Source organism: Dokdonella aquatica (assembly GCF_051987395.1).
In the GTDB taxonomy this organism is placed as follows: Bacteria; Pseudomonadota; Gammaproteobacteria; order Xanthomonadales; family Rhodanobacteraceae; genus Dokdonella.
In genome coordinates this window covers 1327573-1353978 of the sequence record NZ_CP197094.1, presented here as the reverse complement: position 1 = coordinate 1353978, position 26406 = coordinate 1327573, and the positions used below count along the sequence as shown (strand labels likewise).

32 protein-coding genes are annotated in these 26406 nt (G+C 68.6%); 29 read left to right on the top strand and 3 right to left on the bottom strand.

The annotated features are described in order from the left end of the window. Nucleotides 1-97 precede the first annotated feature (97 nt). From ACQQ2N_RS06060 to ACQQ2N_RS05930, 27 genes are all read left to right on the top strand, one after another. A complete protein-coding gene (locus ACQQ2N_RS06060; RefSeq protein WP_440224797.1) occupies nucleotides 98-457 on the top strand; it encodes a GFA family protein in 360 nt (119 codons plus the stop codon). Between the two features lie 16 nt (nucleotides 458-473). After that, the gene (locus ACQQ2N_RS06055; protein WP_440224796.1) at nucleotides 474-830 is read left to right on the top strand and encodes a DUF5329 family protein; all 357 of its coding nucleotides are present in this window, start codon (nucleotides 474-476) and stop codon (nucleotides 828-830) included. Nucleotides 831-933: 103 nt separating this feature from the next. After that, nucleotides 934-1344: a hypothetical protein gene (locus ACQQ2N_RS06050; protein ID WP_440224795.1), complete on the top strand. Its 411-nt coding sequence runs from the start codon at nucleotides 934-936 to the stop codon at nucleotides 1342-1344. 170 nt (nucleotides 1345-1514) lie between these two features. After that, complete coding sequence (locus ACQQ2N_RS06045; RefSeq protein ID WP_440224794.1) at nucleotides 1515-2111, top strand: hypothetical protein; 597 nt, start codon at nucleotides 1515-1517, stop codon at nucleotides 2109-2111. A 238-nt stretch (nucleotides 2112-2349) separates the two neighbouring features. Beyond that, nucleotides 2350-3165, top strand: a complete 816-nt coding sequence (locus tag ACQQ2N_RS06040; RefSeq protein ID WP_440224793.1) for a hypothetical protein — start codon at nucleotides 2350-2352, stop codon at nucleotides 3163-3165. A 68-nt stretch (nucleotides 3166-3233) separates the two neighbouring features. Beyond that, the gene (locus tag ACQQ2N_RS06035) at nucleotides 3234-3557 is read left to right on the top strand and encodes a low molecular weight protein tyrosine phosphatase family protein (RefSeq protein ID WP_440224792.1); all 324 of its coding nucleotides are present in this window, start codon (nucleotides 3234-3236) and stop codon (nucleotides 3555-3557) included. 121 nt (nucleotides 3558-3678) lie between these two features. Beyond that, nucleotides 3679-3930: a hypothetical protein gene (locus ACQQ2N_RS06030; RefSeq protein ID WP_440224791.1), complete on the top strand. Its 252-nt coding sequence runs from the start codon at nucleotides 3679-3681 to the stop codon at nucleotides 3928-3930. A gap of 125 nt (nucleotides 3931-4055) precedes the next feature. After that, a complete protein-coding gene (locus ACQQ2N_RS06025) occupies nucleotides 4056-4403 on the top strand; it encodes a DUF2200 domain-containing protein (RefSeq protein ID WP_440224790.1) in 348 nt (115 codons plus the stop codon). Nucleotides 4404-4470: 67 nt separating this feature from the next. Continuing rightward, on the top strand, nucleotides 4471-4974 hold the full coding sequence (locus ACQQ2N_RS06020) for a hypothetical protein (protein ID WP_440224789.1): 504 nt from the start codon (nucleotides 4471-4473) through the stop codon (nucleotides 4972-4974). A 183-nt stretch (nucleotides 4975-5157) separates the two neighbouring features. Continuing rightward, nucleotides 5158-5400: a DUF1272 domain-containing protein gene (locus tag ACQQ2N_RS06015; RefSeq protein ID WP_440224788.1), complete on the top strand. Its 243-nt coding sequence runs from the start codon at nucleotides 5158-5160 to the stop codon at nucleotides 5398-5400. 54 nt (nucleotides 5401-5454) lie between these two features. Then, the gene (locus ACQQ2N_RS06010; protein ID WP_440224787.1) at nucleotides 5455-6159 is read left to right on the top strand and encodes a DUF4304 domain-containing protein; all 705 of its coding nucleotides are present in this window, start codon (nucleotides 5455-5457) and stop codon (nucleotides 6157-6159) included. Next, entirely contained in the window at nucleotides 6156-6818 is a 663-nt protein-coding gene (locus ACQQ2N_RS06005) for a hypothetical protein (protein ID WP_440224786.1), read from the top strand. Before ACQQ2N_RS06010 ends, ACQQ2N_RS06005 begins: the two co-directional genes overlap by 4 nt. 45 nt (nucleotides 6819-6863) lie before the next feature. Further along, complete coding sequence (locus ACQQ2N_RS06000) at nucleotides 6864-7160, top strand: DUF6869 domain-containing protein (RefSeq protein WP_440224785.1); 297 nt, start codon at nucleotides 6864-6866, stop codon at nucleotides 7158-7160. Nucleotides 7161-7298: 138 nt separating this feature from the next. After that, on the top strand, nucleotides 7299-8384 hold the full coding sequence (locus ACQQ2N_RS05995; RefSeq protein ID WP_440224784.1) for a DUF3885 domain-containing protein: 1086 nt from the start codon (nucleotides 7299-7301) through the stop codon (nucleotides 8382-8384). 73 nt (nucleotides 8385-8457) lie between these two features. After that, a complete protein-coding gene (locus tag ACQQ2N_RS05990) occupies nucleotides 8458-9264 on the top strand; it encodes a hypothetical protein (protein WP_440224782.1) in 807 nt (268 codons plus the stop codon). Between the two features lie 99 nt (nucleotides 9265-9363). After that, nucleotides 9364-9738 (top strand): hypothetical protein, encoded by a 375-nt coding sequence (locus ACQQ2N_RS05985; RefSeq protein ID WP_440224781.1) that lies wholly within the window; start codon nucleotides 9364-9366, stop codon nucleotides 9736-9738. 95 nt (nucleotides 9739-9833) lie between these two features. Further along, on the top strand, nucleotides 9834-10232 hold the full coding sequence (locus ACQQ2N_RS05980; protein ID WP_440224780.1) for a hypothetical protein: 399 nt from the start codon (nucleotides 9834-9836) through the stop codon (nucleotides 10230-10232). Nucleotides 10233-10314: 82 nt separating this feature from the next. Next, the gene (locus ACQQ2N_RS05975; RefSeq protein ID WP_440224779.1) at nucleotides 10315-10848 is read left to right on the top strand and encodes an N-acetyltransferase family protein; all 534 of its coding nucleotides are present in this window, start codon (nucleotides 10315-10317) and stop codon (nucleotides 10846-10848) included. A 223-nt stretch (nucleotides 10849-11071) separates the two neighbouring features. After that, on the top strand, nucleotides 11072-11395 hold the full coding sequence (locus tag ACQQ2N_RS05970; RefSeq protein WP_440224778.1) for a hypothetical protein: 324 nt from the start codon (nucleotides 11072-11074) through the stop codon (nucleotides 11393-11395). Nucleotides 11396-11454: 59 nt separating this feature from the next. Beyond that, on the top strand, nucleotides 11455-11763 hold the full coding sequence (locus ACQQ2N_RS05965) for a hypothetical protein (RefSeq protein WP_440224777.1): 309 nt from the start codon (nucleotides 11455-11457) through the stop codon (nucleotides 11761-11763). Next, nucleotides 11723-12058: a hypothetical protein gene (locus tag ACQQ2N_RS05960; protein ID WP_440224775.1), complete on the top strand. Its 336-nt coding sequence runs from the start codon at nucleotides 11723-11725 to the stop codon at nucleotides 12056-12058. The genes ACQQ2N_RS05965 and ACQQ2N_RS05960 overlap by 41 nt, the downstream gene beginning before the upstream one ends. Nucleotides 12059-12183: 125 nt before the next feature. Further along, nucleotides 12184-13296, top strand: coding sequence for a Kelch repeat-containing protein (locus ACQQ2N_RS05955; protein WP_440224774.1), 1113 nt, complete (start codon nucleotides 12184-12186; stop codon nucleotides 13294-13296). An 80-nt stretch (nucleotides 13297-13376) separates the two neighbouring features. Then, a complete protein-coding gene (locus tag ACQQ2N_RS05950) occupies nucleotides 13377-13724 on the top strand; it encodes a hypothetical protein (RefSeq protein ID WP_440224773.1) in 348 nt (115 codons plus the stop codon). Between the two features lie 91 nt (nucleotides 13725-13815). Next, on the top strand, nucleotides 13816-14163 hold the full coding sequence (locus ACQQ2N_RS05945) for a PDZ domain-containing protein (protein ID WP_440224772.1): 348 nt from the start codon (nucleotides 13816-13818) through the stop codon (nucleotides 14161-14163). A gap of 293 nt (nucleotides 14164-14456) precedes the next feature. After that, nucleotides 14457-15140: a hypothetical protein gene (locus ACQQ2N_RS05940; protein WP_440224771.1), complete on the top strand. Its 684-nt coding sequence runs from the start codon at nucleotides 14457-14459 to the stop codon at nucleotides 15138-15140. 165 nt (nucleotides 15141-15305) lie between these two features. Then, a complete protein-coding gene (locus ACQQ2N_RS05935; RefSeq protein WP_440224770.1) occupies nucleotides 15306-15941 on the top strand; it encodes an HAD hydrolase-like protein in 636 nt (211 codons plus the stop codon). A gap of 159 nt (nucleotides 15942-16100) precedes the next feature. Then, entirely contained in the window at nucleotides 16101-16517 is a 417-nt protein-coding gene (locus tag ACQQ2N_RS05930; RefSeq protein WP_440224769.1) for a DoxX family protein, read from the top strand. A 46-nt stretch (nucleotides 16518-16563) separates the two neighbouring features. On the opposite strand, the gene ACQQ2N_RS05925 is transcribed toward ACQQ2N_RS05930, so the two are convergent. The 3 genes from ACQQ2N_RS05925 to ACQQ2N_RS05915 all read right to left on the bottom strand — a co-directional run bounded on the left by ACQQ2N_RS05925 (nucleotide 16564) and on the right by ACQQ2N_RS05915 (nucleotide 21831). Beyond that, entirely contained in the window at nucleotides 16564-19317 is a 2754-nt protein-coding gene (locus ACQQ2N_RS05925) for a hypothetical protein (protein ID WP_440224768.1), read from the bottom strand. Between the two features lie 77 nt (nucleotides 19318-19394). Then, complete coding sequence (locus ACQQ2N_RS05920; protein WP_440224766.1) at nucleotides 19395-20729, bottom strand: hypothetical protein; 1335 nt, start codon at nucleotides 20727-20729, stop codon at nucleotides 19395-19397. A gap of 100 nt (nucleotides 20730-20829) precedes the next feature. Beyond that, nucleotides 20830-21831 carry a LysR family transcriptional regulator gene (locus tag ACQQ2N_RS05915; protein WP_440224765.1) on the bottom strand — a complete coding sequence of 334 codons (1002 nt, stop codon included), beginning with the start codon at nucleotides 21829-21831 and terminating at the stop codon, nucleotides 20830-20832. A 136-nt stretch (nucleotides 21832-21967) separates the two neighbouring features. On the opposite strand from ACQQ2N_RS05915, the gene ACQQ2N_RS05910 reads away from it, so the two are divergent. Then, nucleotides 21968-23161, top strand: a complete 1194-nt coding sequence (locus ACQQ2N_RS05910; protein WP_440224763.1) for an efflux RND transporter periplasmic adaptor subunit — start codon at nucleotides 21968-21970, stop codon at nucleotides 23159-23161. 1 nt (nucleotide 23162) lies between these two features. After that, a complete protein-coding gene (locus tag ACQQ2N_RS05905) occupies nucleotides 23163-26336 on the top strand; it encodes an efflux RND transporter permease subunit (RefSeq protein ID WP_440224762.1) in 3174 nt (1057 codons plus the stop codon). The last annotated feature ends 70 nt before the right edge of the window (nucleotides 26337-26406 follow it).

Here is a 26406-nt window from a genome sequence, read left to right as displayed (position 1 = left end):
CGCTTCGTTTCATGCGCGAACGGTGGGTAGCGACGTCAGCGTCGCGCCGAATCGGCTCGCTTATGATCCCGGGCAACGTCGAAGGGGTTGTTCCTGCATGACCGAGCGAGCTGCCTGCCATTGCGGTGCCGTCCACATCGAGGTCGTCGCGCTTCCGTCGGAGGTGACGCTCTGCAACTGCTCGCTGTGCGTGGCCTACGGCGTGATCTGGGCGTATCACGACGTGGTCGACATCGTGTCGCTGCCCGATGCTTCGCTGACCGACACGTATGCCTGGAACGGCCGGCATGTCGATTTCCATCGCTGTCGCACGTGCGGCTGCATCACGCACTGGATGCCACGCGATGCGTCGCGTCAGAAGCGCGGCATCAATGCGCGACTGTTCGGCGCCGAGCTGCTCGCGACGGCGCGCGTTCGCCACAAGGACGGCGCGAACACCGGCAAGTACCTCGACTGACGAACAGGCCCGCGTCATGAGAATCCCGGCACACTTCCTCCTGCTGCTCCTTCCCGTTGCCGCAGTCGCTCAGCACCCACCGCCCGAAGCAGTCCGCGAGATCGAGCAGCTGTTCACGGCCTTGCAGGACTCGGGATGCAGGTTCTTCCGCAACGGCAGCGGGTACGACGCGGACAAGGCCACCGCGCATCTGCGCAGGAAGTACGAGCATCTGGTCAGGAAGGGACTGGTCACGTCGGCCGAAGTCTTCATCGATCTCGCGGCATCGAAGAGCAGCATGTCCGGCGAGGCGTACCTCGTGCGCTGCGGCGATGCGGAGCCTGTGCCTGGTGCGTCGTGGTTCCTGGACCGGCTGCGTGAATCGCGTCGTTAGCCGATCGCCTCACGGACCTCGCCTGCGTGATCGCTGCGGGACCATGCGCGTGGCGTACGCTTCCACCCCGATCTCCCGTCCCTTCCGATCGCAGGATGCCCTCATGACCTTCCGTTCCTTCCGTTTCGCTGCGTCGATGTGCTGCGCCCTCGCGCTGTCGGCCTGTTCGCAAGGCTCCGGTCAGGACGCCCTCGTCGGTACCTGGGCATGGACGATGCCGGACACGTCATGCCGCATCGTGCGCACCTATCACGCCGACGGCACCGGCGAGGTCGTCAACGGCGAGAAGAGGACGCAGGGGCGTTACGAGGTGCGCACCGACCGCGACAGCGGCATGTCGACGGTCACCTACACCGTGGCCAGGGACGATGGCGGTCGCAACTGCGACGGCGAAAGCGGCGACACGACGGGCCGGCTGTACATGTCGTTCTTCGAAGCGAGCGGCTCGACGATGACGATGTGCATCGGCCCGCAGCGTGATGCCTGCGTGTACGGTCCGTATCGGCGGCAGTGAACGGTCTGCCCGCACGGCACCCATGACACTCTTGCAGGATATCGACCATCTGCAGAGACTGCGTGCGGACGTTCCATGACAGTTTCGACTCGTTCCGGGATGTCCAGGGCGGGGCGTGAGCCGACGCGCCGGAACACGTTACACGCGGGTGCCCGTCGCGGGATCGGCGAATGCAGGCCACGCCCTGCGATGGTTCGATCCTGCAGTACCTTGACCGGGACTTTCCCGGTGGCGCCGATCATCGCCCGATGACGCTTGCCACAGGCATGCCGGAACGCTACAACGCGAGGCACGATCGTTCCGCACGGAAGGGGAAACGCATGGCACGCCAGCATGGTCCGCTGCGCTTCGCACTCGCGATGTTCGCGATCTCGAACACGCTTCCCGTCAAGGCGCAGGAAACTCCGGATCGCCTCTTGGGCATGTCCGTGAAGCAGGCGATCGAGGTCTGCCATCCCGCAGGTCAGCGGGCCTACCTCGCCCGCCTCGTCTGCCCCGGTGGCGCCCACCCCACATTCGAACGCATCGGCAGCGTCGGATTGCGCAACGAGATCCCGCCCGGAACGTCCGAGGACGACGAGATGGCGATGGTCCTGGGGGCGCTGGACGGCGCGAGCCTCCCGCCCGGCCAGGTCGACCACCACATGGTCGATGCCTATCGCGTGCAGTGCGGACGAGACAGGACGACCACGCTCTACCTCGACATGTACCACTGCGATGTACCGGCACCGGGGCGCGCGCCACCGGGATTCACGATCGTCGAGTGAGCGGGTTCCCGTGCCGCGGATCACGTGTCTGCAGGCGAGCATGTCGCGCATGCGAGGCGCGCGCGGAACGCTCGCTGCGTGTGCACCGATGCGAGTGAGTCATGGCGATCGAACGGATCGTGTTCCAGTCGATTGCACTGCCGCTGCCGAGTCGGCACGCGCCTTGTCCGCCGGGCCGCGTCGACCGGCTGAAGGATCCCGAACTTCCGACACGCGAGTCATCCCGACGAGGTCATCGATGAAGGTCATCCTGTTCGCCGCAGTCCTCGCCTGCTCGACGCTGGCGCACGCCCAGTTGGCCGAGCCGCTGGAACTCACGTTCGCGCAGCGGATCGCGCAATGCGAGAAAGCGTGGTTCGGGGCACGGACCGAGGGTGGCGACGTCGTCCTCGGTTACGTCTACATCGATCCGGACGCGGGATTCACGTACGAACACTACGGAACCTTGCAGCGTTCGGATGGCGTGCTCCGCGCGGTGCCGTCGGAGCTCTACGGGCAATCGCGTGTCATCCATCGCATCGACACCAATGTGCCCGCGACATGCCTGACGGGCCCGCAAGCGGCCATGCTCGGCCTGCCGTCGGCACCCGAATCGATGGCCTTCTACAAGGACGAACGGTCGCCCGGGGAGCACCACGCACGCTGGGCGTTCCACTACAACCACATCGGGGCGAGCGACATCGCGCTCGATCACGTCATGAAAGCCCTGGCCGCCGGCGTTTCCTCGAACAGCCTGACATTCGAGCATGCCTTCGCGTTGAACGTGCTCGGCAGATACGGCGAGACGGTCGTGCTTCTGGAGCCTGTCGTGGCGTCCAGCGACAAGACGGCGGACCTGATCGCCGAGCTCGCATTCGCCAAGCTCAGGTTGCGCGAATACGACGCCGCCATCACGCTCTACGGCCGTGCGATTGACCACCGCAAGGGTGGTCCGTCCACGCGTCGGTGGGAATTCGCGCGGAACATCGCCGCGGCCTATTCCGAGCTCGGCGACGTCAAGCAACGCGACGCATGGTTGAAGAAATCCGAGCGTCTCAAGAAACGCGACCGCTAGGAGCCCGCCGCTGTCGTCCGGATCACCACGCCGATTCCGGGTGCGTCGACGGGCATGGGGACACCACGATGCGACACATCCTCTTCATCTGCAGCCAGAACCGCCTGCGCAGCCCGACCGCGGAGCAGGTGTTCGCGGACCGTGACGGCATCGAGACCTCGTCGGCTGGCCTGAACCACGATGCGGAGAATCCGGTCACGCCCGAGCTGCTCGCCTGGGCCGACGTGATCTTCGTCATGGAGCGTGCGCATCGCACGAAGCTGTCGAGCCGGTTCAGGCGTCATCTCGACGGCAAGCGGGTCATCTGCCTCGGTATTCCCGATGACTACGACTACATGGATGCGGCGTTGATTGCGCTGCTCGAGACTAAGATGGCGCCGCACCTGCGCTGAGGCGGGACACGACGCGACCTCGAATGGCGGTCGCGAGGCGCGCGCAGGGGGCGATGCGTGCGAGACGCTTGTCATGGACGGCAGGAGGCAGGTGCATGTTCAGCCACTCGGTAGTCGAGCAATGAAGGCGGGAAGGGTCTTCCGCATCCTCATCAGGTTGCTGGCCGGCTATGCGATCGGATGGTCCATCGCGTTCGTCTGCATCGTGGGGTTTGAGCCATCGCTCGCGGCCGACTACTTCCTGTCGGGCTGGAGCTTCTCCGGCCAGGAGCTGACAGCGTGGGTCTGGTGGATCGCCTGGGTAATCTTCATCGGACTGGTGCTGGTGGCCGCGATCGCTTCGCGGTACCGCAGATCGACGCCTCCACGCTGATACGCAAGCTCCCCGTGCATCGGTGGCTTGAGGCAATCGGAGTGACTGCGATCACGTCGGCTTCCACATGATCGTTCGCGGGGGCATAGTCGACGTCATTCGAGATCGGACCCCGCGAGGACACGATGACAGGCCACCGCATCTTCAGGACCGCGTTCGCGAAGCTCCATCCGATGTACGTGCAGAAGGCCGAGCGCAAGGGCCGCACGAAGGAGGAGGTCGACGAGGTCATCCGCTGGCTGACCGGTTACGACCAGGCCGGACTCGAGAGGCAGATCGCGCAGGACAAGGACATCGAGACGTTCTTCGCCGAGGCACCGGCGTTGCATCCGCACGCGTCGCTGATCAAGGGCGTGGTCTGCGGGGTGCGCGTCGAGGACGTCGACGATCCGCTCATGCAGAAGATCCGCTGGCTCGACAAGCTCGTCGACGAGCTCGCCAAGGGAAAGGCCATGGAGAAGATCCTGCGTTGAGGCGTGATCCGCGTTGCTGTCGACCGTGCGCGGACGATCCGCTGCCGCGGGCCATGGAGCGCACCACATGCCGTTCACCCCGTTCCACTTCGGCCCCGGTGCTCTGTTGCACGCGATCGCGCCGAGGCACGTCAGCTTCATCGCGTTCTGCGGGGCCAACGTGCTCATCGACATCGAGACGCTGGTCAACCTCGTGCAGCGACGCGATCCCCTGCACGCGTTCTTCCACACCTTCGTGGGCGCGACGCTCGTCGTCAGAGCGACGCTGCTGCTCTTCCTCGCGGCGCGGTGGTTTGCGGCGAAGGTCTGGTTGCCGGACCTGTTCCGGTGGCGCGCGCTGACCGTGCGGCAGGTGCTTGTCGGCGCGGCCCTCGGCGCCTATTCGCATGTGGTGCTCGACGGCATCATGCATGCGGACGCGAGGCCGTTGATGCCGCTGAGTCCATCCAATCCTGTGTTCGGTGTCGTTCCGACGGGCGTCCTGCACTTGGCCTGCTTCGGCACCGGCGTGGTCGCGGCCTTCATCGTGGACTACGCCCGCCACCCGCGCCGTCGCGGACCGCGGGAGTAGCGTCCGGCTGTGTGGGGTGAAGGCATGGGGTCAGAGTCATTTTTCCTCCGCGCCGATTCGAAGGACCCGAGCGCCCCATGGAAAAATGACTCTGACCCCATGCGTGAACTCCATGCGTGCCTTCATCATCGGCCATGATCCGCCACCCGTGACACCATCGTTCCCTGGTATCGGAATCACGCCATGCTCGCGTTGCGCCCGAACTGCGAATGCTGTGGCAAGGACGTGCCGCCCGAGGCCGACGCGGCGATCTGTTCGTTCGAATGCACGTTCTGCCGGGATTGCGCGGACGGCGTGCTCGCGCGAACCTGCCCGAACTGTGGCGGCAACCTCGTCGAGCGGCCGATCCGCCCGCCGCATCTCGTGGCGAAGTACCCGCCTTCCGAGGAACGGATCGTGAAGCCGGACGGCTGTGCGCGGTCGTGAACGCCCGGCTTCGCCACGGGCCCGCGTGACAGGTCTGGAACGAAAGGACACGCCATGACCACCTTCGACTACTCGAGTTTCAGTGCCGTCGCGAAGCGCTGCTTCCGTGACGTGGCCCGCGAGCTCGGCTACGAGCAGCATTCGGGCATCAGCTACTCGCGTCTGGCGGGTGGGTGGCACGAGGTGTTCGGCCTGCAGGCCAGTTCGGGCGTCGAGTTCTTCTACGTCAACGTCGGCATCGCCGTGCCCGATCTCTGTCCGGTGGCCACGCCGGAGAAGATCACCGATTGCGGCATGTTGCTGGGTTTCCGGCTGCGCGATGTCGACGACACGGGGGGTTTCGACCGCGCGACGAAGCGCGAGGTCGAGGACAGCGCCCCGCGTGTGCTGGCGCAGCACCGTGCGATCGCGCGTCCGTGGTTCGATGCGCTCGGCAGCTGGGATGCGATCGCGGCCGAGTACCTGCGCGTGAATCCGATCGAGGAGGCGCGCATCGGATCGCACGGTACCGCGTACGGCGAGGCCTTCCGCTCGGCGACCTGTGGCTACCTGCTGCTCAAGGCCGGTCGCACGGCGGATGCCGCGCGCTGGCTTCGCGAGGCCGAGAGACTGTTCGCGCTGCCCGAGTACATCACGCGCGACGGCCGCATCGTGCACGAGAAGGAACCGCATGCGAGGCTGCAGAAGCCCAGCCCCGGAGATGCCACGCAGCTCGCCGAGGTACGCGAGGTGCTGGCGATGCTCGGGGTGCCGGCATGAGCGCGCGGGGTGCCGGCCTGCGTATCGGCTGGGTGGCGTGCATCGCCGTCGCCGTGCTCGCCTGGCCGATCGCGGGCTGGTCGAGGGACAGGCTCGTGCCGGTCGACGAAGCGGCGTCGGTACCCGGGTTCTTCGCGTTCCGCGCGCGGCTGCAGGCTGCGGTGGCGAGACGCGACACTGCGGCCGTGATGGCGGTGCTCGACAAGGATGTGGTGCTCACGTTCGGCGGCGACAGCGGTCCCGAGGGCTTCAGGCGCGTGTGGACGCCCGATGCTGTGGACTCGGCGCTGTGGGAGACGCTCGCGACGGTGCTCGCGCTCGGCGGTACGTTCGACGCCGACGGAAGCTTCACGGCGCCCTACGTGTTTACGCGATGGCCCGCGGACAAGGACGTGTTCGACCACGTGGCCGTGATCGGCACCGGCGTGCGTGTCCGCGAGCACCCGCATGCCGAAGGCGCGATCCTCGACACGCTCGACTTCGCGATCCTCGAGACCGCACCGAACGAGGCTCCGGAGGGCTGGACCGCGGTCAAGCTCGCGGAAGGTCGCGTCGGCTACGTCGATCGCCGCTTCGTGCGCAGCCCGATCGACCATCGCATCCGCTTCGTGCGGCACGGCGGCAGCTGGCGCGCGACGTTCTTCGTGGCAGGCGATTGAGGTCTCAAACTGCTGCCACCGGACAGCACCGATGCGAGGTCATGCATGGACGGGAACACGGCCCATGCCATCGCGACCCGCTGGGTCGAGAAGTGGTCGACACCGATCGCGCTCCAGGAAGACAGCGATGCGCCCGATCTCGACTCCGATGTGCCAGAGGAGCATCCGACGCTGTGCCTCGAGGCGATCCTCGTGGTGCTGACCCTGATTCCCGCCGATCCGGCCGACACGCGCTTCCAGGTGCTCGCCGCGAGCCCGCTCGAGAATCTGCTCGTGGCGCACGGACCTGCGATGGTCGAGGCGATCGATGTCCTCGCACGCCGGGACCCGGCGTTCCGGTGACTCTTGAATGGCGTGTGGATGTCGGGCGTCGATGCCGTGGTCACCGCACGGCTCGAGAAGTACAGGACCGCACTGTGGTGAGCGTGCTCGAGGGAAACGATCATGCCGTACGCGATGCATCAGGGAGGATGACCGGGCATGAGCCTGCTGACGAGCATCGCTGCGGACGTCACGCTGCTCTTCAAGGGCTGGACGTTCACCTGCGCCGTGCTCGTCGTGCTCGCGCTTGCCACGGCATTCTTCCTGACCATGCACGGTCGCATGCTGGCTGCGATGATCCTCGGCGGCGCAGGCGTGCTGCTCTCGGCGATCGTGGCGGCGGGTTCGCTCGTCGTGCCGAGCACGGTCTGGGGTGCGATCCTGTCGGCATACCTCGCCTTCCCGGCAGACGAGCAGCCGGCGCGTCAGCGTGAGCTCGCGTCACACTGGGATGCGTTCCACGAGCACATCCTCGTCTGGCGATGGATGGTGCTCGCGAAGCGCTGGCAGGTCTGCCACGAACTGTGGTCGCAGGACGGTTGCCGGAGGGCGCCGCAGCCGCGCGAGGCGCAAGGTCTGGCGAGGGAGTTCCTCACCGCACATGCGCGCGGTCGCGCAGCGCACACCTGGGGCTCGGGGCCGGATGTCGACGCTCGGATCCTCGAGGAGCGCACGCAGATGACGCAGGGATTGACGTGGTGGACGATGAAGCACGGCGAGCTCGCACCGGTCGGGTACGTCCTCCGTCGGCACGATCCGGCCCGCTGGATCCGCTTCCACTCGTTGCCGGATTCCCGGCAATACCCGCGTGACGAGGGCGATATGCAGGAGGTCGTCCGTCGCGCCTTCGCGGTCGCGAAGGATGTCTTCCTGCTTGGCGAGGACGTCGTGATCTACCGGTCGGGCTGGCAGTCGGACACCGATGCCTTGCCGGGTTGGACGTTCGATGCGGATCCGCCGTATGTCGTGCTGCGAGCCGATCCCGACGCGATGCCGCGCGAGCAGGACATGCTCTACCGGGTAACGGCCGCTGTCGAGACCTGGCCCTTCGAGGCCTTCGACGGCATTGTCCGCCGCGTCGCCGTCCAGGATGAGGATGCCCCGGTGTGCGTCGCATCGCCGTTCAGCGGGAATGTCTTCTGCCCTTATGCTGGCGGCATGGATGTCTTCGTCGACGACCAGACACGCGCCGTCCTGGACGACAAGTACACGGCGTGGCGATCGCCGCGCGAGGACGGGTTGTAGCATCGCCATCACGTGGTCGAGCCGTCACCTGCACCGATCCTCATTCACTCAACCCGAGCCACGGAAGACCTGCATGCTCCGGACGCCCGCGATCCTCGTACTCCTTTCGCTGTCCACCGCGTCGGTGGCGGATACGGTTCCTCCTCCTCCGCTCGAACCGGCGCAGGAAGACGCCGCACTGCGGATGGCCGAGCAGACGGGCGTCCTGCTGTATCGGCATGACCAGGCTGCGAGTGTGGCGACCGATGCACTGGCCAAGGTCCGTGGCTTCAAGCGCGACAAGCGGATGGAGGGTTGGATCACCGAGGCGCAGGCCGACGGCATCCAGGTGACGTTCTTCGGACGCGACAAGGGCCAGCCGCTTGCGGCCTTCCATCACGTCCGTGTCGATGCGGGCGGCAATGTGATCGAGAAGACCTCGTCTCCCAAGTCACCCGAGCCACTCACGACGTTCGAGGCCGAGGCGGCCGAAGCGCGATCGATCGCCAAGCGCACGTCGTTCCAGCCGTGCACCGAGCAGTACAACACCGTCGTGCTGCCGAAGGATGCTGGGGCCGGCCAATGGACCGTCCATCTCCTGCCGGCCACGACGAAGAAGGGCGTCGTGCCGATCGGCGGGTCGTACCGTGTCGACGTCGACATCCGCTCGGGCGACGCCGTGGTGCGTCCGTACACGAAGACCTGCCTCCAGCTCGAGGACCGCAAGGATGTCGCGGCGCTGATGGTGTCGCACCTGCTCGATCCGCTGCCGACGGACGTGCACGTGTTCTGGAGCCTGTGGGTCGGCAAGAGGATCTACGTCGTGACGAATGGACCCGACAACCTGTTCGCGGTGTCCGGGGGCACGATCAGCCGCGTCGAACGTCCGGCCTCGCCGTGACGACGGCATGGGGTCAGGTTCATTTTTCCGTGCCAGCGACGTCATCGAGTGAACTCTCCTAAAAAATGAACCTGACCCCATGCTTCCAGCGGTGATGTCATGAAAGCCCGCGTGATCGTGATCGCTGCGCTGACCGCGGCGGCCGGCATCGGATGGAAAGGCCATGCGGCCAAGCGCGATCGCGACTACGTGGCGACGCGCCTGGGCATCGGCACGTTGCCCGAGACGACGATCGTCGAGACCTGCCGCGCGCAGGACAATCCGGATGGACTGCCGGTGACGGAGTGCCTGCTGCGCACGACGCCGGACGACGTGCAGCGGCTGCTCGCCGGCCACGCGTTCCGCGAGGTGAACGCACCGTCGGGCTCGATCGGGCGGCAGGCCCTGCCGAGCGGTTCCAGCGGCGTGCAAGGCATCAACCTGTTCTTCGAGGCTGCCTCCGGGCGCGCCTCGATCGAGGTGCACGAGCCATGAAAGGCTCGACGCGTAGCGGGTATGCACCGGTCGGTACGACGCCCAGCGCCAGCCTCGCGCGGCGGTGGCGTGCGGCATGTCTCGGTATGGCGTGCATGGCCGGCACGGCTGCACAGGCCGAGCCGTACTGCACGCGTCTCGCGTTCGGCCAAGACGAGCCGCCCGGACTGACCGGCCACTACGCGGTGATCGGTCGCCACGCGACCACGCACCAGCCCTACGCCGGGACACTCGCGATCGAGACCGGCGCCGACGCCTTCGTGCTCGTGCGCACGATCGGCAGTCGCCGTGTCGAGGGCGAAGCCTGGCTCGAGCACTGCAGTCCGGACCGCTTCCCGGTGCTGAGGGTGCGTTACGCGACGACGCCGACACCGGCCGGGATGTCGTGCTTCCTGAGGTTCGATGGCGACAACCCGACGCGCGCGAGCTTCACGACGTACGACGGCGGTGGGCTCGAGGCTTGGTACCAGGGTGATCGCGCGCCGTCGCCGTGACGGTGCCGTCCTCAGCCAGCGGCTTTGGGAACCGATGGCGATGCGGGCATGTCCGAGGTCGTCCTTTCAAAGGTGACGAGGCATGACGACGGTACGCGACGAGGTTTCGATCAGGCCCTGCGTTCCTGGCGACGAGGAGGCGCTCGCGCTCGTCGGCCGCGCGACGTTCCTCGAGACGTTCGCGGGCATCCTCGACGGCGCCGACATCGTCGCGCATTGCGCGCGCTCGCACGCGGTGGAGACCTACCGCGACTGGCTCGCACGCGACGACTGCCGGCTCTGGCTCGCCGAAGCGCCACACGGCGCGCCGGTCGGCTTCATCGTGCTCGCGCCCGCGCAGCTTCCGCTGGACGACCTCGCCGAAGGCGACCTCGAGATCAAGCGCATCTACCTGCTGAGTCGGTTCCACGGCGGTGGCCTCGGCAAGCGCATGGCGCAACAGGCGATCGACGCCGCGCGCGAACGTGGTGCACGGCGCGTGCTGCTCGGCGTCTACGCACGCAACGAGGCTGCGATAGGCTTCTACGCACGCATGGGCTTCCGCAAGGTCGGCACGCGCACGTTCAACGTCGGCCATCGGTTCTACGACGACGACATCATGGGCCTGACGCTCTGACGCGCCACGATGTGCATGGCCTCGTTATCGCGTGATCGCAGCGGTGCAGGTGCTTGATTCACCGCCGCAGTCCTCCGACGATGCGAGCCTCGGACGCACGGCACAGGGAGTTCCACGTGATCGAAACGCGCGAAAGACATGACGCCATCCATGCGGCCGTCATCGAGATTCGAAGGCGTGGCGCCGATCGTCGCAGCACAGGTACGTCACGGGTAGCTGACGCATGAGCGAGCGAGGCTACCTGCTGCTCGGTCTGCTTGCACCGCTGATCGTCGCGACGATCGTGCTGCTCGCGGTGCCGCAGTTCGCCGACGTCTACCGTGGGTTCGATATGCCGCTGCCCTGGCAGACGAAGCTCCTGCTGCGCGGTCACGTCGCGATCGCGCTGCTGCCGTTCGCCTGCCTGCTGGCGTGGTTCCTGTGGCCGAAGCGCGAGGAACACGGTCGCGCGACGCTGGCCGCGGGCTTGCCGTTGTCGCTCGCGGTGTTCCTGTTCGTCGTGTGGGCCGCGTACTCGCCGATTGCGCGTCTCGGAGCGTGGGAGTGAGCGGCGCTGCATCGTCGGTTCCACGCATGCTTCGCTGCCCGTACTGCGGGCAGGCCTGCATGAGCGCTTGGACCAAGATCGCCACGGGTCCGGTGAAGCGCAGGCGCTGCCTGCACTGCGCGCAGGGCGTGGGTGTCGCACCCTGGTCCGCCACGCTCGTCTTCGTGCTCGGGACCATCGCGTTCGCACTCGGGGCCTTCCACACGGTGGCGATGATCGGCTCGACGACAGCTTGGGTCTTCCTTGCGGCGTTCATGAGTGGCGGCGTACTCGCGACGGTGCCGGTTGCCCTGGCATACGCGTACCTCGTGCCGATCGTCGCGCACGATGGACGCAACCGTCCTGCCGCGGATCCACCGCCGCAGTGATGCGCACGGTCTACCGACGACCTGCCTGCACGTGTTTCCCGTCACGGCCGACCGTCGCGTTGTTCTCGATGTCGCCGTCCACCTCACCGACGGCAGTCGGCTGTCCGCGCACGATTTCCGCCTCGACATCGAGGGCGAGGCGATCGCCGACGACGTGCTCTCGGCGTACCTGATTCGCGACATGCGCCTGCTCATGGCGGGGCGCGTCGACATCGCGAACAAGCGCGTCGTCGAGGCGACACACACGCGCGGCGTGATCGACGGGTGCACCATCGCCCCGGGCGGTGCGAGCTAGGTCGTCGTGGTTCGCGGACTGATGCATGGTCTACGTCGGGCGGCGGACGCGGTCGAGAGCCACGCACTGCTGCGCGCGCCGCGCAAGGAGTAGAGTCGGTCCAACCCCAGCGCAAGGAAGCCGACATGACACGCCGCCTGCTGTTCGTCGTCCTCGCTTCGTGTGCCACCACTGCACAGGCCGCGCCATCGCCCGAGTTCGTCGTGCGCGAGGTTGGTGCGATGCACGTGGCGCGCGCCGGCCATCAGGCGACGCCGTTGTCCGATGGCTACATCCTCGTGACGGGCGGATGCGCGACGGCGAGTTGCGAATCGATCCAGGCGTCCGCCGAGCGGCTCGATGCGACCGGTGCGTCGCGCGGCACGGTCGGCGCGATGCACCAGGCGCGCGTGTCGCACGTGGCCGCGGCGCTTCCGGACGGAGGCGTGGTCGTCGCGGGCGGCTGGACCGGCAGCGCGACCACGGCCAGCGTCGAGGTCTACGACGCCTCGACGCGAGGTTTCACGCGCGTCGCACCGATGGCGATGCCGCGCATGGACGCCGCGGTGGCGACCCTCGCCGACGGCCGCGTGCTCGTGACGGGCGGCGCGACCGCGACGAACCGGCCGACTGCGGTGGTCGAGGCCTTCGATCCGTCGACGCGCACGATGCAGGCCGCCGCCAACATGCGGGTTGCGCGCGCGCATCACGCTGCGGTGACGCTGGCCGACGGCAGCGTGCTCGTCGTCGGCGGACTGATCGGGCGTGGCGAGGCGACCGCATCGGCCGAGCGCTACGACCCCGTGACACGCCGGTTCGTGCCGACCGGATCGCTGCGCGAAGCGCGCGCCAAGCTCGCCGCGCTGCGCCTGCACGATGGCCGCGTGCTCGTGCTGGCCGGATCCTCCGACGGCGACGACCGGCGTCGTCTCGCGACGACGGAGATTTACGATCCGGAGCGCGGCGTGTTCACGCCCGGTCCCGCGCTGCACGATGCGCGCTACAAGATCGCAGGCGCGGCGGCGGTGCTCGCGAACGGCGACGTGCTCATCGCCGGCGACGCGAACGATGTCGAACGCTGGACGCCCGGCACGTCGGCCTTCGTGCCCGTGGCGGGCGATCTCGGTGCCCGCCGCGCGTTCAGCGTGGTGACGGCGTTGCCTGGCGGCGGTGCGCTCGTGACCGGCGGTTACGACGAGGACATCCGGCCCACGGCGCGCATGTGGGCGATCGCCTCGACGTCGCGAGGTGCGCGATGACGGTGGGCATGCGTTCGATGCGCGATGACGCGAGTCCCGCCGTCGTCACGGCGACCCGGTGCGGTGTGGCAGGACGGCGCGTGGCGCGAAGCTTCCAAGGCGCATGGCGCGCGTTCGCACTCGCCGCGATCCTCGCGCTCGCCGCGTGCGCGCAGCCCGTGCCGCCCGAGAAGCTGGCCTATGTCGGCGAATGGCGCGGCGAGGGCATGCAGCTCGCGATCCGGCAGGAAGGGCGCGTGGTCTACCGTCGCGAGCGCAACGGCGGCCGCACGTCGATCGACGCACCGATCAAGGCCTACGAGGGCGACGACTTCTTCGTCGGCGTCATGAACGTCGAGACGCGCTTCGTCGTGAACGTGCCACCGCGACAGGTCGACGGCGCGTGGACGATGACCGTCGACGGCGTCGTGCTCAAGAAGGTGCGTTGACGTTGGACCTCCACCGCGAACGGCGACGTCCACCGCGGTTCCGCGTGACGCTTCGCGCGAGCATGGCGACCTGCCCGACCGAGCGCCGACCATGATCCGTCTCGCGACCCTTGCTTTCGTCCTCGCATCGACCTTCTGCGCGGTTGCGCACGCGGGCGGCGGCAAACTCGGCTTCACGGTCGACTTCAAGGCCGACCGCACGACCCTCGATGCCGCGCTCAAGCGGGTCGCCGTCGTCGACGTGGCAGCGGGTTCGGCCGCGGAGCGCGCGGGCATGCAGGTCGGCGACGTGCTCGAAGCGCTCGAGGGCAAGCCGCTCGCAGGCAGTTCGGCGCGCAATTTCTTCTCCACGCTCGGCGGCCTCGATCGTGGCCAGCGCGTGACGCTGACCGTGCGGCGCGATGATGCACCGATCACGATGACGCTCGTGGCCGAGTGAACGCGTCGTCCGTGGTGCCGTACGCGGCGACCTGAGCGCATGCCTGTGCGCGTCGATGGTCCATCGACACGGACGACTGGCGTTGTGCATTCCGAAGAGGCACCATCGCGGACGGGCACCGCGGACAGGGGAGACACGCGCGGAGTCCACCGGCATGCCTCGTGGGGGCGAGACATTTCGGCATCCTGATCCGGTCGTCGTGAGGTGGTTGCGCGGAGGCGTGGCCCGCCGTGCGCGCGCGTCGAGGACACCACGTCTCCTTCGCCGAACCCACGACGATCAAGGACTCCACGATGCGCCGACTGTTGCTGCCCGCTCTCGCTCTCGCCCTGCTCCTGCTCGGCGGCTGTGCGACCGTTCCGTTCATGCCGCTGGCCGACAAGGCACCTGCGGTGGATCAGGCCAGGCCGCTGTACCTGATGTCCGTCGTGCTGCGCAACGACCACAAGCCGCGCTGGCAGCCACGTGTCCTCAACGTGATCCTCACGAAGGAAGACGGCCGTGCCAAGCCGGAGTGGTTCGCGCTGCGCATGGATCCGAAGGGTGTCGTCAAGCCGGTCGAAGAAGGCGGCAAGACGACCTACCTCGTCCGCTTCACGGGCGAGCAGGTCCCGGTCGGCCTGCGCGGCTTCTTCGCCCAGGGCAGCGCCTTCCCGATCCACGGTTACTACTTCGTCCCGATGCATGCAGAGGTGCCGCGTTTCGATCGTGGCGTCCACTACCTCGGCTCGGCCGAGGCCGTCGTCCGCGAACGCCGGGATGGCGAGTTCCGTGCCGGTGCGGTGATCCCGCTGATCGACCAGGCCATCGCCGGTGCGTCGACGGGCACGTTCGACATCGTGATCAGCGATGCGTACGAGCACGACGTCGCGATGTTCCGCAAGGCGTTTCCGGCGCTCGAGCGTGTCGAGATCGAAAGCGCGGTGCTCGCTCCCTGGGATCGCGCGAAGGCGCAGCGCTACTGGGACGAGAACTGACGCGGACCACACCGTCCGGAGTTCGACCTCGACTGCTCGCCCCGATGACGGGACCAGGATGCCGAGGTCGACGACCGGCCCGGAGATGCTGACGGGTTTCCGCGCCGGCTTCCGTCGGGAGTCGTGACCACTCCGGGCGGCGACGCTCCCCAGGCACTCCTTCACATGCGCTACCGACTCGTCCTGTTCGACTTCGACGGCACGCTCGCCGACTCGTTCCCGTTCTTCGCCGCGACATTCAACGGACTCGCGGCACGGCACGGTTTCCGCACGGTCGATGCCGCCGACGTGGCGACGCTGCGCGGCATGGGACCGCGCGAGATCATGGCGCATGTCGGCATGCCGGCCTGGAAGCTGCCGATCGTCGCAAGGGATTTCATCGCCGCGATGCGGGCAGGACGTTCGTCGATCCGTCTGTTCGGAGGCATCGCCGACGTGCTTGTGGAGCTGGATCGGCGCGGTGTGGCGATCGCGGTCGTGTCGTCGAACGCGCGCGACAACGTCGAAGCCGTGCTCGGGCCGAGTGCGGCGCGCGTGCGCCATGTCGAATGCGGCATGTCGATGTTCGGCAAGGCAGCACGCATCAGGAAGGTGCTGCGCGCGTCCGGTGTCGCCGCGCACGAGGCGATCAGCATCGGCGACCAGGCATCCGATTTCGAATGTTCGCGCAAGGCCGGCGTCGCGTTCGGCGCAGTCGCCTGGGGTTACGCCACGATCGAATCGCTGGCGGCGCTCGGGCCGGACATGAGGTTCATTAAGGTCGAGGATCTGCTGCGCATCGCCGACGACGCGGCGCGATGAGGTCGAATGGGGTCAGGTTCATTTTCCCGTGAGTCGTGCCGGTCGCGACATGGTCGCCGGAAAATGAACCTGACCCCATCTGTTGGCGAAAGAAATGAACCTGACCCCATGCAGGGAACCCATGCATGATGCAGCTCCCGGTCCTCGAGGCACATGGCCATGGCGACACGCCTTCCACGATTCGATGCCGCGCGGCGCAGTGCATGGGGATGGACGTTGCTGCGCCTCGTGCTCGCCGGTCTCATCGCCGCGCACGGCTGGGCGCGCTGGTGGTCCGATGCGGTGACGCCGTTCGGCAGCTGGCTCGACGGCCTGGGCTTTCCGTTCGGCATGGCGATCGCCGTGGGCATCACGGCGTTCGAGATCCTCGGCACGCTGCTGCTCGCGTGGGGACGGTTCCTCGTGTTGCCGCTGACGCTGGTCTATGCCGCGATCTACGCGACGGGCATCGTGCTCGTGCACGCGCCGGCGGGCTGGTTCGTGGTCGGCCTAGGCCGCAACGGCGTCGAGTACAGCGTGCTGCTGATCACCTGCCTGCTGTGCGTCGGATGGCAGCACGCGGGTCGACGCGGTTGATGTCCGCCGGACGCCGCGCCACGGCTCGCGTGGCGCGGCGCCGTCTTCACGGCGAAAGATCGAAGCCGGCCGTGAAGATGCGGTCCGGTGTCGCCGGGCGGCCTTCGAACAGGATCGACCCGGTGCCGGCGGGACGGTAGCTGCCGAAGGCGCCGCGATCCAGGCGCAGGCGCCAGCGCGAGGGGCCGAGGCGGGTCGCCTGCGCGGTGAAGTCGTGCCAGCCGATGCGCGAATCGCCCGGCATCGAAGGACCATGGAAACGCCATGTCGCGGCGGTGGCGAACGGGGTGCCGGGCCAGCTCACGACGACGTTCGCGCCCGGGCAGTCGAGGATCTCGAAGCGCAGCAGCGGTGTGTCGTGCAGGTAGGCCGCTCCCGCATCGGTATCGACCAGGCGTTCGCGAGGATGCACGACCTGCGCATCGACGAGCTGCGAGCACGTGCCCGCCGTGTCCGGTTCGACGTCGATCACGATGCGCGCGGGATCGAAGCTGTCGATCGCGCCGCCTTCCGGCAGCCAGCGACCGAGCGTGCTGGCCGCGTCGATCGAGGCGACGTGCGCCTGACCGGCATCGGGGATGCCGTCGCCGTTGGCGTCACCCTGTCCGGGCCCGGACTGCTCGACTGCATCGGGCACGCCGTCGCCGTCCGCATCCGGCGCGAGGCGCAGCAGCTTCACGCCGTGCTGCGTACCGGTGGCGAGCAACGTCGGATCGCCGGGATCGACGGCGATGCTGGCCCCGGCATCGCCGAGCCCTGCGCTGATCGAGCGCCACGTCGTGCCCGAGTCGGTCGAGCGGTACACGCCGCCCGGTTCATCGGGCCTTCCCGCGGCTGCTGCATAGATCGTGGACGGCGTGGTCGGATCGAGTGCGAAGGCGCGGACGTCGCCGGCCGTGATGCCCTTGTTCGACAACGCCCAGTTCGCGCCGCCGTCGAGGCTGCGGTAGACGACGGCGCCTGCTTCGTACCACGACGGATTCGGTGACACCGCGGCCCAGAGGCGTGACGGCGACGACGGATCGGCGGCGATCGCGAACACCGAATGATGCGTGTCGGACGTGCCGGGCATGAGCGGCAAGCCGTTCGAGCGCAATGCCCAGGTCGTACCACCGTCGGTGCTGCGGAAGATGCCGTTGGCGAGTGTCGGCGTTGGCGTCGCGTCCGGTTGCCAAAGGGTGCCGACGTAAAGGGTCTGCGAGTCGAACGGGTCGATCGTGATCGGTATCGGCTCGATGTTCTCGCTGGCCGCCGATGCCGTGCGCGGCAGCGTGTCGATGTCGATCCAGGTCGCGCCGGCATCCTGCGATTTGATGATCCGATGCGAGGCCGTGCCACCGGTTCTTCCCGTCGACGTCGCGTAGATCGTCTGCAGCGGACCTTGCGTGCAAGGCGCCAGGCCGGGCGGCGGCGTCATGCACGAACGGCGATCCAGTGCGATGTCGCGCACGACGCCGATGTAGGCGTAACCGGTGTCGTTCCAGGTGACGCCGCCGTCGTTGCTCTTCCACATGTCCATCGTGGCGAAGGGCTCACCCGGAATCGGGAAGGCTCTCCTGCCCCCTGCATACACGGTCGTGGTCGCGGGGTCGGTCACCGTCGGATCGAACGCCAGCGCCCGGACGATCGATGAGCGCGGAGCGCTGGAGGCTTCGGCGAAGCCCTGGCCGACCACGCCGCGGAAGATGCCCGTCTGCTGCTGGGAGCCTGCCAGCAGGTGGCCGGGCTGGTGCGGATGGAAGGCGACAGGGCGGATCTCCGAAACGAAGTTTCCCTCCACGCGCGACCATGTTGCCCAGTAGCGCTTGAACAGGCCGGCCTCCGCCGTACCGATGATCAGGTTGTGACCTCCGCCAAGCGGGTCTATCGCGATCGACGTCATCCGCGCCGGGCCGCCGGGTCCGGCGACGATGAGGTGCGAGGGATACACATGCGAGAACGTCGCGCCGCCATCCTCGGTCACGAGCAGTTTATTGGCGTGGTCGATGAGGTAGACGGTATCGGGGTCGAGAGGGTGCACGGCTGCCGCGACCGCGCCCTGTGGGAAGACCGACCACGTCAGGCCACCGTCATCGCTGCGGAAGCCGGCGTCGCGGCGCGGGAAGTAGTAGATGCGCCCCTGCGGTCCGAATACGAGCCGTACCACGACATTCGGATCGAACATCGGTTCGGGCGAGAGGGCCACCGCCGACCACTGCGCACCGTCGTCGTCGCTGCGGTAAAGATCGACGCTGCCGTCGGAACCTTGCTTGACGAGGAAGGCCACGCCGTCGTCGAAAGGATTGGCCTGGACCGTGAGTACCGTGCCGGACGGAAGCGAGGTCGCCACCGACGTGAACGCGGTGCCGTCGAGGCTGGCATGGACATCCGGGCCATTCGAGACGAGGAATCGCGCGTTCGCGCCGGCGGTGCGCGTGAGTCCGGCGACGCAACCGCCGACGGGCAACGCTCCGGACATCGACCACGAATGGCCGTGGTCCGTCGACCGGTAGAGCCAGCGGCAACCCGCGTCAGCTGCGTGCAGCGACGTGCCGTCGGCGATCCAGGTCGGCGGGATGCGCGGTCCGTTCGGTTGCGGCGCGGGAAGACCGCCGCGCAACCGCGACCACGTCGCGCCGTGGTCGGCGGTCGCGTAAGTGGCGTTCGAGGCCTGTGCGTAGAAGCGTCCCGGAGCAGCGGGATCGGGCGTGATCTCGACGATCGAGGCGCCGCTCGGCCCTTCGGCAGCCTCGGCGGGCGACAGCGGGCACAGGCCCGCGAGCAGGCTCGCACCGGCGAGCCACAAGGTTCTTGAGGACACGATCCACCTCCTGATTGTGGGATGTGCCCCGCCCTGTACGCAGGATCGCGTCGGAAACCCCCGGCGCGCCGCCACGGTCAGCTTCGGCGGATGCGCGGCAGTGCCCGCGCGGCGAGCACGATGAGGAAGCCGGTCAGCAGAAGCTGGACGGCCGCGAGTGCGGCGACGAGCCAGGGTGGTGCGCCGTGATCCTGTTGCGGGACGGGCCCCATGCCATCGGCCGCAGGCTGGCTGAGGTTGTAGAGCATCGCGGCCTCGCCGAGCAGTGGCGCATCGGAAAGATCCGACATGAGGCGCGGGCCGAGCAGGCGGCCGTTCGGGAGCGGCCACGACAGCGCCACCGCGAGCAGGCCGAGTGTGCGTGCCTCGCCGTGCGCGCCCATGCTGCGTGCGGCGCCGAGGCCGAACGCGGTCGCCGAGGTGCCGAGTCCGTCGAGCACGGGGCCTGCGTCGACGTCGATGTAGAACACGTCGCCTTGCCCGCGCGGGAATTCGCGATAGCCGGCGAGCCAGCGACCCTGCTGCCAGTAGCCGCGCGTGTGCGCGCCGAACCAGGTGCGGGCCTGGTCCGGCCACAGGAACGGGGCGTGGTGCAGCAGCCATGCACTCGCGCTGCCGCGCACCGCAGTCGGTTCGGGCGGATCGCCGAACCACGCGTACGGCGGCAGGTCGCCGGTCGGTGCCATCGCACCGGTGAAGCCACGCAGTGCGCGATCGGCCATGGCCCGGTGGTCGCTGCCGAGTACCGCGTCGGCGCGGCGGATCGCATGCCATGCCGCGGCGACATCGGCCGGGAAGGTCTGGCGCGGGTAGTCGGCGAGCAGGCCGGTCGGTGCCGCATCGAGTTCCGCGGCGAGACTCCCGACCTGGTCGCGCAGCAAGGCCTCGTGCGGCGTGCGGCCGAGCAGGCGCGCCTGCGTGGCGAGGCCGTCGATGACGAGCATGCGGTAGAACACGTTCTCGCGATGCAGGTGGTCTTCGCCCCAGTGCAGCTTCACCCATGCGGCCTGGTGCGGATCGGCGAGCAGGTCGGCGGCGGCGTCGATCGCGGCACGCGCGTAGTCGGCGGGACGCTCGCCGTGCGGTGCGCGCTGCCAGGCGCGGTCGAGGTTCTCGGTCGCGCGCAGGTAATAGACGCTGCCGAACAGCGGCCACTCGGTGCCCGAGATGTCGTCGAGGCCGAGCGTCGTCGCCGCGCGCGACACGCGACGTTCGACGGCCCAGTCGGCGTACGCCGGTGTCAGCGCGCGATGCCAGCGCCATGCCTGCGAGGCAGGCTCGGGTCCACCGAGGGCGGGATCACGCCAGGCGCGCAGCGTCTCGAACGCCGGCCATGCGAACACGACGGCGAGGCCGGCATACACGAGCGCCATCGGGATCGCGAGCCAGCGTCGCTTGCGGTGCCTCGCCATGCCGGATCCCTCGGAGCGTGGAGTCGAGGCAGTCTAGCGGGCGGCGTGTCGCCGCCGTCGCATCGACGCCGCCGGACGACGAGCCGCGCGGATGCTTCGGTCAGTACGCCGCGAACGACGCCTCGGGTGCGATGCGGCGCACCTCGTCCTCGGGCTTGGGCATGCCGGCACGCGCGCAGACCTCGACGCAGGGATTGCGGCGCAGCTCCTCGACGAGGTAGTCGACGAACGCACGCGCCTTCGGCGGCGGCGTGCGGCCCGGCGGGAACACCACGTTGAACTCGGTGACCGGACCGGCCCAGTCGCGCAGCACGCGCTGCACGCGGCCTTCGGCGATCGGATCGTCGACATAGCCGTCCGGCAGCATCGCGAGGCCGGCGCCGGCGACCAGCGGCGCGACCAGCGTCTCGGCGTCGCTGCTCACGAGCACCGCGTCGACCGCGTATTCGCGGAAGCCGTTGACGCCCTTCGCATCGGCCGGGCGCAGGTGCCAGCCGAAGCGGCTGCCCTGGCGCTGCGTGGTCAGCGCGAGCACGCGGTGGTGGCGCAGGTCGTCCGGCGAGGACGGCGCACCGTGGCGGCGGATGTAGTCGAGGCTCGCGTAGACATGCGAGCCCGACTTGCACAGCTGGCGCGCGGACTGCGTGGAATCGGGCAGTGCGCCGATGCGCAGGGCGAGGTCGATGTCCGAGGCGACGAGGTCGAGCGGTTCGTCGCTGGCGACGAGTTCGACGCGCACGTCCGGGTAGCGCGCGAGGAAGCCGTCGAGCATCGGGCCGATGCTGTCGAGCGCCATCGAGTACGGCAGGTTGATGCGCAGCCATCCGCGTGGCGCGGTGTTCAACTCGCTGACCATGGCCTCGGCCTCGCTGAGCGCGCCGACGATGCCGCGGCAGCGCTCGTAATAGGCCGAGCCCGCCTCGGTCAGGCCGATGCGCCGCGTGGTGCGCTTGAGCAGGCGCGCGCCGAGGCGCTGCTCGAGCGCGAGCACCTTGCGGCTGACCGTGGTCTTGGGCACGCCGAGGGCGCGCGCGGCGTTGATGAAGCCGCCGGTCTCCACCACCTTGACGAAGATCAGCGTGTCGTTGAGATCGTGGTTCATGGGTAGGATTCTGCCGGATCGGATCCTCGACATTGGACCGCCTCCGGGATAATCAATCCCATTCTGAACGGCTGTTGTCGGGCGGCCGGCGCTCCCAGCTTGTGTGGCGACGCACCATCCTCTTCGGGAGCCACCCATGCCTGCCCTCAGCCTGCCACGCGCCGCGATGCGCGTGTCGATCCTCGCGTTGTCGCTCGCCCTCGCCGCCTGTGCCGGCGCGGACGGGTCCGAAGCCCCGGCCCAGCCGCCGCCGCCCGCGGTCAGCGTGGCCGCCGTCGTCACCAAGGACGTGACGCCCTGGGACGCGTTCACGGGCCGCATCGAGGCGGTCGACCGCGTCGAGATCCGCCCGCGTGTTGCCGGCTACCTCGAGCGCGTGCTGTTCGCCGAAGGGGCCGAGGTGCGCAAGGGCGACGTGCTGTTCGAGATCGACGCGCGCGAGTACCACGCCGCCCACGAGCGCGCGCTGGCCGACGTCGAACGCGCCAAGGCGCGGCTCGCCCTCGCGCGCAGCCAGTTCGAACGCGCGCAGCGCCTCATGACCTCCAACGCGATCGCGCGCACCGACCTCGAGACGCGCGAAGCCGAGGCCGCCCAGGCCCAGGCCGACGTGCGCGCCGCGCAGGCCGCCGCCGAACAGGCCCGCCTCGACCTCGGCTTCACGCGCGTGACCGCACCGATCGACGGCCGCGTCGGCAAGGCGCTGGTCACGCCGGGCAACCTCGTCGGCGGCGGTGCCACCGCGACCGTGCTCGCCACGCTGGTCTCGCTCGATCCGGTCTACGTGACGTTCGAGGGCGACGAGCAGACGTTCCTGCGCTACCAGCAGCAGGCGCGCGCCGGCGAGCGCGCGATCGACGGCCAGGCACGCACGCCGATCCGCTTCGGCCTCGCCGACGACGGCGGCTACCCGCACGTGGCCGAGCTGAGCTTCCTCGACAACGAGATCGACCGCAGCGCCGGCACGATCCGCGCGCGTGCCCGCGTCGCCAACCCCGAGCGCCGCTTCACGCCGGGACTCTATGCACGCGTGCAGCTGGCCGGCGGCGACGCGTTCCGCGCCGTGCTCGTCAACGACCGCGCCGTGCTGACCGACCAGGACCGCCGCTACGTGTTCGTGCTCGGCGCCGACAACACCGCGCAGCGCCGCGACGTGCGCCTCGGCGCGGTCATCGACGGCCTGCGCGTGGTCAACGAAGGCCTCGCCGAGGGCGACGTGATCCTCGTCAACGGCCTGCAGAAGGTGTTCATGCCGGGCATGCCCGTGGCGCCGACGACGGTGCCGATGGACGAGCCCGGCCAGGGCATCGCCCAGGTGGGTGCGCGCTGACATGGACTTCTCACGTTTCTTCGTCGACCGCCCGATCTTCGCGGCGGTCCTGTCGATCCTGATCTTCGCCGGTGGCCTCATCGCGTTGCCGCTGCTGCCGATCGGCGAATACCCCGAGGTCGTGCCGCCCTCGGTCGTCGTGCGCACGGTGTACCCGGGCGCCAACCCCAAGGTGATCGCCGAGACCGTGGCGACGCCGCTCGAGGAGGCGATCAACGGCGTCGAGGACATGATGTACATCAAGTCCGTCGCCGGCTCCGACGGCGTGCTGCAGCTCACGGTGACGTTCAAGCCCGGCACTGACGCCGACGACGCGGCCGTGCGCGTGCAGAACCGCGTGGCGCAGGCGCAGGCGCGCCTTCCCGAGGACGTGCGCCGCCAGGGCGTGACCACGCAGAAGCAGTCGCCGGTGTTCCTCATGGTCGTGCACCTGACCTCGAGCGACGGCCGCTACGACTCGCTGTACCTGCGCAACTACATGCGCCTGCACGTCAAGGACGAACTCGCCAAGATCCCCGGCGTCGGCGACGCGCAGCTGTTCGGTGGTGGCGACTACGCGATGCGCCTGTGGCTGGATCCGGACAAGGTCGCCGCGCGCGGCATGACCGCCGGCGACGTGCTGCGCGCCGTGCGCGAGCAGAACGTGCAGGTCTCGGCCGGCCAGCTCGGTGCCGAGCCGATGCCGAACAAGAGCGACTTCCTGCTGCCGATCAACGCCAAGGGCCGCCTCGAGACCGTGCAGGAGTTCGGCGACATCGTGCTCAAGGCCGGTGCGGACGGCGAGATCGTGCGCCTGGCCGACGTCGCGCGCATCGAGCTCGCCGCGGGCGACTACACGCTGCGCGCGCGCCTCGACGGCAAGAACGCCGCCGCGATCGGCATCTTCCAGGCACCCGGCGCGAACGCGCTCGACATCCGCGACGGCGTCGTCGCCAAGATGGAGGAGCTGCGCCCCTCGCTGCCGCCCGGCGTGCAGATCCAGTCGATCTACGACACCACGATCTTCGTGCGTGATTCGATCAAGTCGGTCGTCACGACGCTGCTCGAGGCGACCCTGCTCGTCGTGCTCGTGGTGATCCTGTTCCTGCAGACCTGGCGCGCGTCGATCATCCCGCTGCTGGCCGTGCCGGTGTCGGTGGTCGGCACGTTCGCGGTGCTCTACCTGCTCGGCTACTCGATCAACACGCTGACCCTGTTCGGCCTCGTGCTCGCGATCGGCATCGTCGTCGACGACGCGATCGTGGTCGTCGAGAACGTCGAGCGCCACATCGAGCTCGGCGCCACGCCGCTCGAGGCAGCGCATCTCGCGATGCGCGAGGTGTCGGGCCCGATCATCGCGATCGCGCTGGTGCTGTGCGCGGTGTTCGTGCCGATGGCGTTCCTGACCGGCGTGACGGGCCAGTTCTACAAGCAGTTCGCGGTGACGATCGCGATCTCGACCGTCATCTCGGCGATCAACTCGCTGACGCTGTCGCCGGCGCTCGCGGCCAAGCTGCTCAAGGCCCACGGCGCACCCCGCGACCGTGCCTCGCGCATCATCGATCGCCTGTTCGGCTGGGTGTTCCGTCCGTTCAACCGTTTCTTCAACCGCAGCTCGGCCGGTTACGAGCGCACGGTGTCGCGTTCGCTCGGCCGCCGCGGTTTCGTGTTCGCGATCTACGCGGGCCTGCTCGCGGGTGCGGTGTTCATGTTCAACCTCGTGCCGGCCGGCTTCATCCCGGTGCAGGACAAGCTCTACGTGATCGCCGGCGTGAAGATGCCGGAAGGCGCCTCGATCGAGCGCACCGATGCCGTGCTCAAGAAGATGGCCGCGCTCGCCGGCGAGGTCGACGGCGTCGCCAGCGAGATCGCGTTCCCGGGCCTCAACCCGCTGCAGTTCACCAACACGCCGAACAACGGCGTCGTGTTCTTCACGCTCGATCCGTTCGCGACGCGTTCGCGCAGCGCGGCCGACATCACGGCCGAGCTCAACGCGAAGTTCTCGACGATCCAGGAAGGTTTCACGTTCGCGTTCATGCCGCCGCCGATCCAGGGCCTCGGCAACGGCTCGGGCTGGTCGCTGTTCGTGCAGGACCGCACGCGCCTGGGTTACGGCGAGCTGCAGGCCGCGGTGCAGATGTTCCAGGGCGCCGCCGCGCAGACGCCGGGCCTCGGCTTCCCGATCTCGAGCTACCAGGCCAACGTGCCGCAGCTCGACGCGGTGGTCGACCGTGCCAAGGCCAAGGCGCAGGGCGTACCGCTGACCGAGCTGTTCGACACGCTGCAGACCTACCTTGGCTCGGCCTACGTCAACGACTTCAACATGTTCGGCCGTACCTGGCAGGTCATCGCGCAGGCCGACGGCCCGTTCCGCGACGAGGTCTCCGACATCGCCAACCTGCGCACGCGCAACGCCGCGGGCGAGATGGTGCCGGTCGGTTCGATGGTCGACATCCGCCAGACCTACGGCCCCGATCCGGTGATCCGCTTCAACGGCTATCCGGCGGCCGACCTGCTCGGTGAGGCCGATCCACGCGTGCTGTCGTCGGGCGAGGCGCTCGCGGCCGTCACGGCGCTGGCCGGCAAGGCCTTGCCGGGCGGCATGGGCATCGCGTGGAGCGACCTGAGCTACCAGCAGACCACGCAGAGCGGCGCCGCGGCGATCGTGTTCCCGCTCGCCGTGCTGCTCGTGTTCCTCGTGCTCGCCGCGCTCTACGAGAGCTGGACGCTGCCGCTCGCGGTGATCCTGATCGTGCCGATGACGCTGCTGTCGGCGCTGTTCGGCGTATGGCTGACCGGCGGCGACAACAACGTGTTCGTGCAGGTCGGCCTGGTCGTGCTGATGGGCCTGGCCTGCAAGAACGCGATCCTCATCGTCGAGTTCGCGCGCGAGCTCGAGATGCAGGGCAAGGGCATCGTCGAGGCCGCGCTCGAGGCCAGCCGCCTGCGCCTGCGTCCGATCGTGATGACCTCGATCGCGTTCATCGCGGGCGTCGTGCCGCTGGTGGTCGCGACGGGCGCGGGTGCCGAGGTGCGCCACGTCATGGGCGTGACCGTGTTCGCCGGCATGCTCGGCGTGACGCTGTTCGGTCTCGCGCTGACGCCGGTGTTCTACGTGACCCTGCGCAAGCTCGCCAACCGCCCGCTGGTCACCCATGGCCCGGCCCACGGCACGACCGCGGTCGCGCACGCCTGATCGCCTGAAACGTCCGGAAACGGCGCGACCGCGCGCCGCTTCCGGACCACACTCGAACCCGTGGACGGCC

Excerpts from the sequence above, each read along its gene's own strand:
- ACQQ2N_RS05945 (WP_440224772.1), top strand. The coding sequence starts at position 13,816 with ATGATCCGTCTCGCGACCCTTGCTTTCGTCCTCGCATCGACCTTCTGC.
- ACQQ2N_RS06040 (WP_440224793.1), top strand. The coding sequence starts at position 2,350 with ATGAAGGTCATCCTGTTCGCCGCAGTCCTCGCCTGCTCGACGCTGGCG.
- ACQQ2N_RS06045 (WP_440224794.1), top strand. The coding sequence starts at position 1,515 with ATGCAGGCCACGCCCTGCGATGGTTCGATCCTGCAGTACCTTGACCGG.
- ACQQ2N_RS05905 (WP_440224762.1), top strand. The coding sequence starts at position 23,163 with ATGGACTTCTCACGTTTCTTCGTCGACCGCCCGATCTTCGCGGCGGTC.
- ACQQ2N_RS06055 (WP_440224796.1), top strand. The coding sequence starts at position 474 with ATGAGAATCCCGGCACACTTCCTCCTGCTGCTCCTTCCCGTTGCCGCA.
- ACQQ2N_RS05975 (WP_440224779.1), top strand. The coding sequence starts at position 10,315 with ATGACGACGGTACGCGACGAGGTTTCGATCAGGCCCTGCGTTCCTGGC.
- ACQQ2N_RS06030 (WP_440224791.1), top strand. The coding sequence starts at position 3,679 with ATGAAGGCGGGAAGGGTCTTCCGCATCCTCATCAGGTTGCTGGCCGGC.
- ACQQ2N_RS06060 (WP_440224797.1), top strand. The coding sequence starts at position 98 with ATGACCGAGCGAGCTGCCTGCCATTGCGGTGCCGTCCACATCGAGGTC.
- ACQQ2N_RS05990 (WP_440224782.1), top strand. The coding sequence starts at position 8,458 with ATGCTCCGGACGCCCGCGATCCTCGTACTCCTTTCGCTGTCCACCGCG.
- ACQQ2N_RS06020 (WP_440224789.1), top strand. The coding sequence starts at position 4,471 with ATGCCGTTCACCCCGTTCCACTTCGGCCCCGGTGCTCTGTTGCACGCG.
- ACQQ2N_RS06035 (WP_440224792.1), top strand. The coding sequence starts at position 3,234 with ATGCGACACATCCTCTTCATCTGCAGCCAGAACCGCCTGCGCAGCCCG.
- ACQQ2N_RS05960 (WP_440224775.1), top strand. The coding sequence starts at position 11,723 with ATGGACGCAACCGTCCTGCCGCGGATCCACCGCCGCAGTGATGCGCAC.
- ACQQ2N_RS06015 (WP_440224788.1), top strand. The coding sequence starts at position 5,158 with ATGCTCGCGTTGCGCCCGAACTGCGAATGCTGTGGCAAGGACGTGCCG.
- ACQQ2N_RS05955 (WP_440224774.1), top strand. The coding sequence starts at position 12,184 with ATGACACGCCGCCTGCTGTTCGTCGTCCTCGCTTCGTGTGCCACCACT.
- ACQQ2N_RS05940 (WP_440224771.1), top strand. The coding sequence starts at position 14,457 with ATGCGCCGACTGTTGCTGCCCGCTCTCGCTCTCGCCCTGCTCCTGCTC.
- ACQQ2N_RS06050 (WP_440224795.1), top strand. The coding sequence starts at position 934 with ATGACCTTCCGTTCCTTCCGTTTCGCTGCGTCGATGTGCTGCGCCCTC.
- ACQQ2N_RS06000 (WP_440224785.1), top strand. The coding sequence starts at position 6,864 with ATGGACGGGAACACGGCCCATGCCATCGCGACCCGCTGGGTCGAGAAG.
- ACQQ2N_RS05965 (WP_440224777.1), top strand. The coding sequence starts at position 11,455 with ATGAGCGCTTGGACCAAGATCGCCACGGGTCCGGTGAAGCGCAGGCGC.
- ACQQ2N_RS05980 (WP_440224780.1), top strand. The coding sequence starts at position 9,834 with ATGGCCGGCACGGCTGCACAGGCCGAGCCGTACTGCACGCGTCTCGCG.
- ACQQ2N_RS05935 (WP_440224770.1), top strand. The coding sequence starts at position 15,306 with ATGCGCTACCGACTCGTCCTGTTCGACTTCGACGGCACGCTCGCCGAC.
- ACQQ2N_RS05930 (WP_440224769.1), top strand. The coding sequence starts at position 16,101 with ATGGCGACACGCCTTCCACGATTCGATGCCGCGCGGCGCAGTGCATGG.
- ACQQ2N_RS05985 (WP_440224781.1), top strand. The coding sequence starts at position 9,364 with ATGAAAGCCCGCGTGATCGTGATCGCTGCGCTGACCGCGGCGGCCGGC.
- ACQQ2N_RS06025 (WP_440224790.1), top strand. The coding sequence starts at position 4,056 with ATGACAGGCCACCGCATCTTCAGGACCGCGTTCGCGAAGCTCCATCCG.
- ACQQ2N_RS06005 (WP_440224786.1), top strand. The coding sequence starts at position 6,156 with ATGAGCGCGCGGGGTGCCGGCCTGCGTATCGGCTGGGTGGCGTGCATC.
- ACQQ2N_RS05995 (WP_440224784.1), top strand. The coding sequence starts at position 7,299 with ATGAGCCTGCTGACGAGCATCGCTGCGGACGTCACGCTGCTCTTCAAG.
- ACQQ2N_RS05910 (WP_440224763.1), top strand. The coding sequence starts at position 21,968 with ATGCCTGCCCTCAGCCTGCCACGCGCCGCGATGCGCGTGTCGATCCTC.
- ACQQ2N_RS05915 (WP_440224765.1), bottom strand. The coding sequence starts at position 21,831 with ATGAACCACGATCTCAACGACACGCTGATCTTCGTCAAGGTGGTGGAG.
- ACQQ2N_RS06010 (WP_440224787.1), top strand. The coding sequence starts at position 5,455 with ATGACCACCTTCGACTACTCGAGTTTCAGTGCCGTCGCGAAGCGCTGC.
- ACQQ2N_RS05920 (WP_440224766.1), bottom strand. The coding sequence starts at position 20,729 with ATGGCGAGGCACCGCAAGCGACGCTGGCTCGCGATCCCGATGGCGCTC.
- ACQQ2N_RS05970 (WP_440224778.1), top strand. The coding sequence starts at position 11,072 with ATGAGCGAGCGAGGCTACCTGCTGCTCGGTCTGCTTGCACCGCTGATC.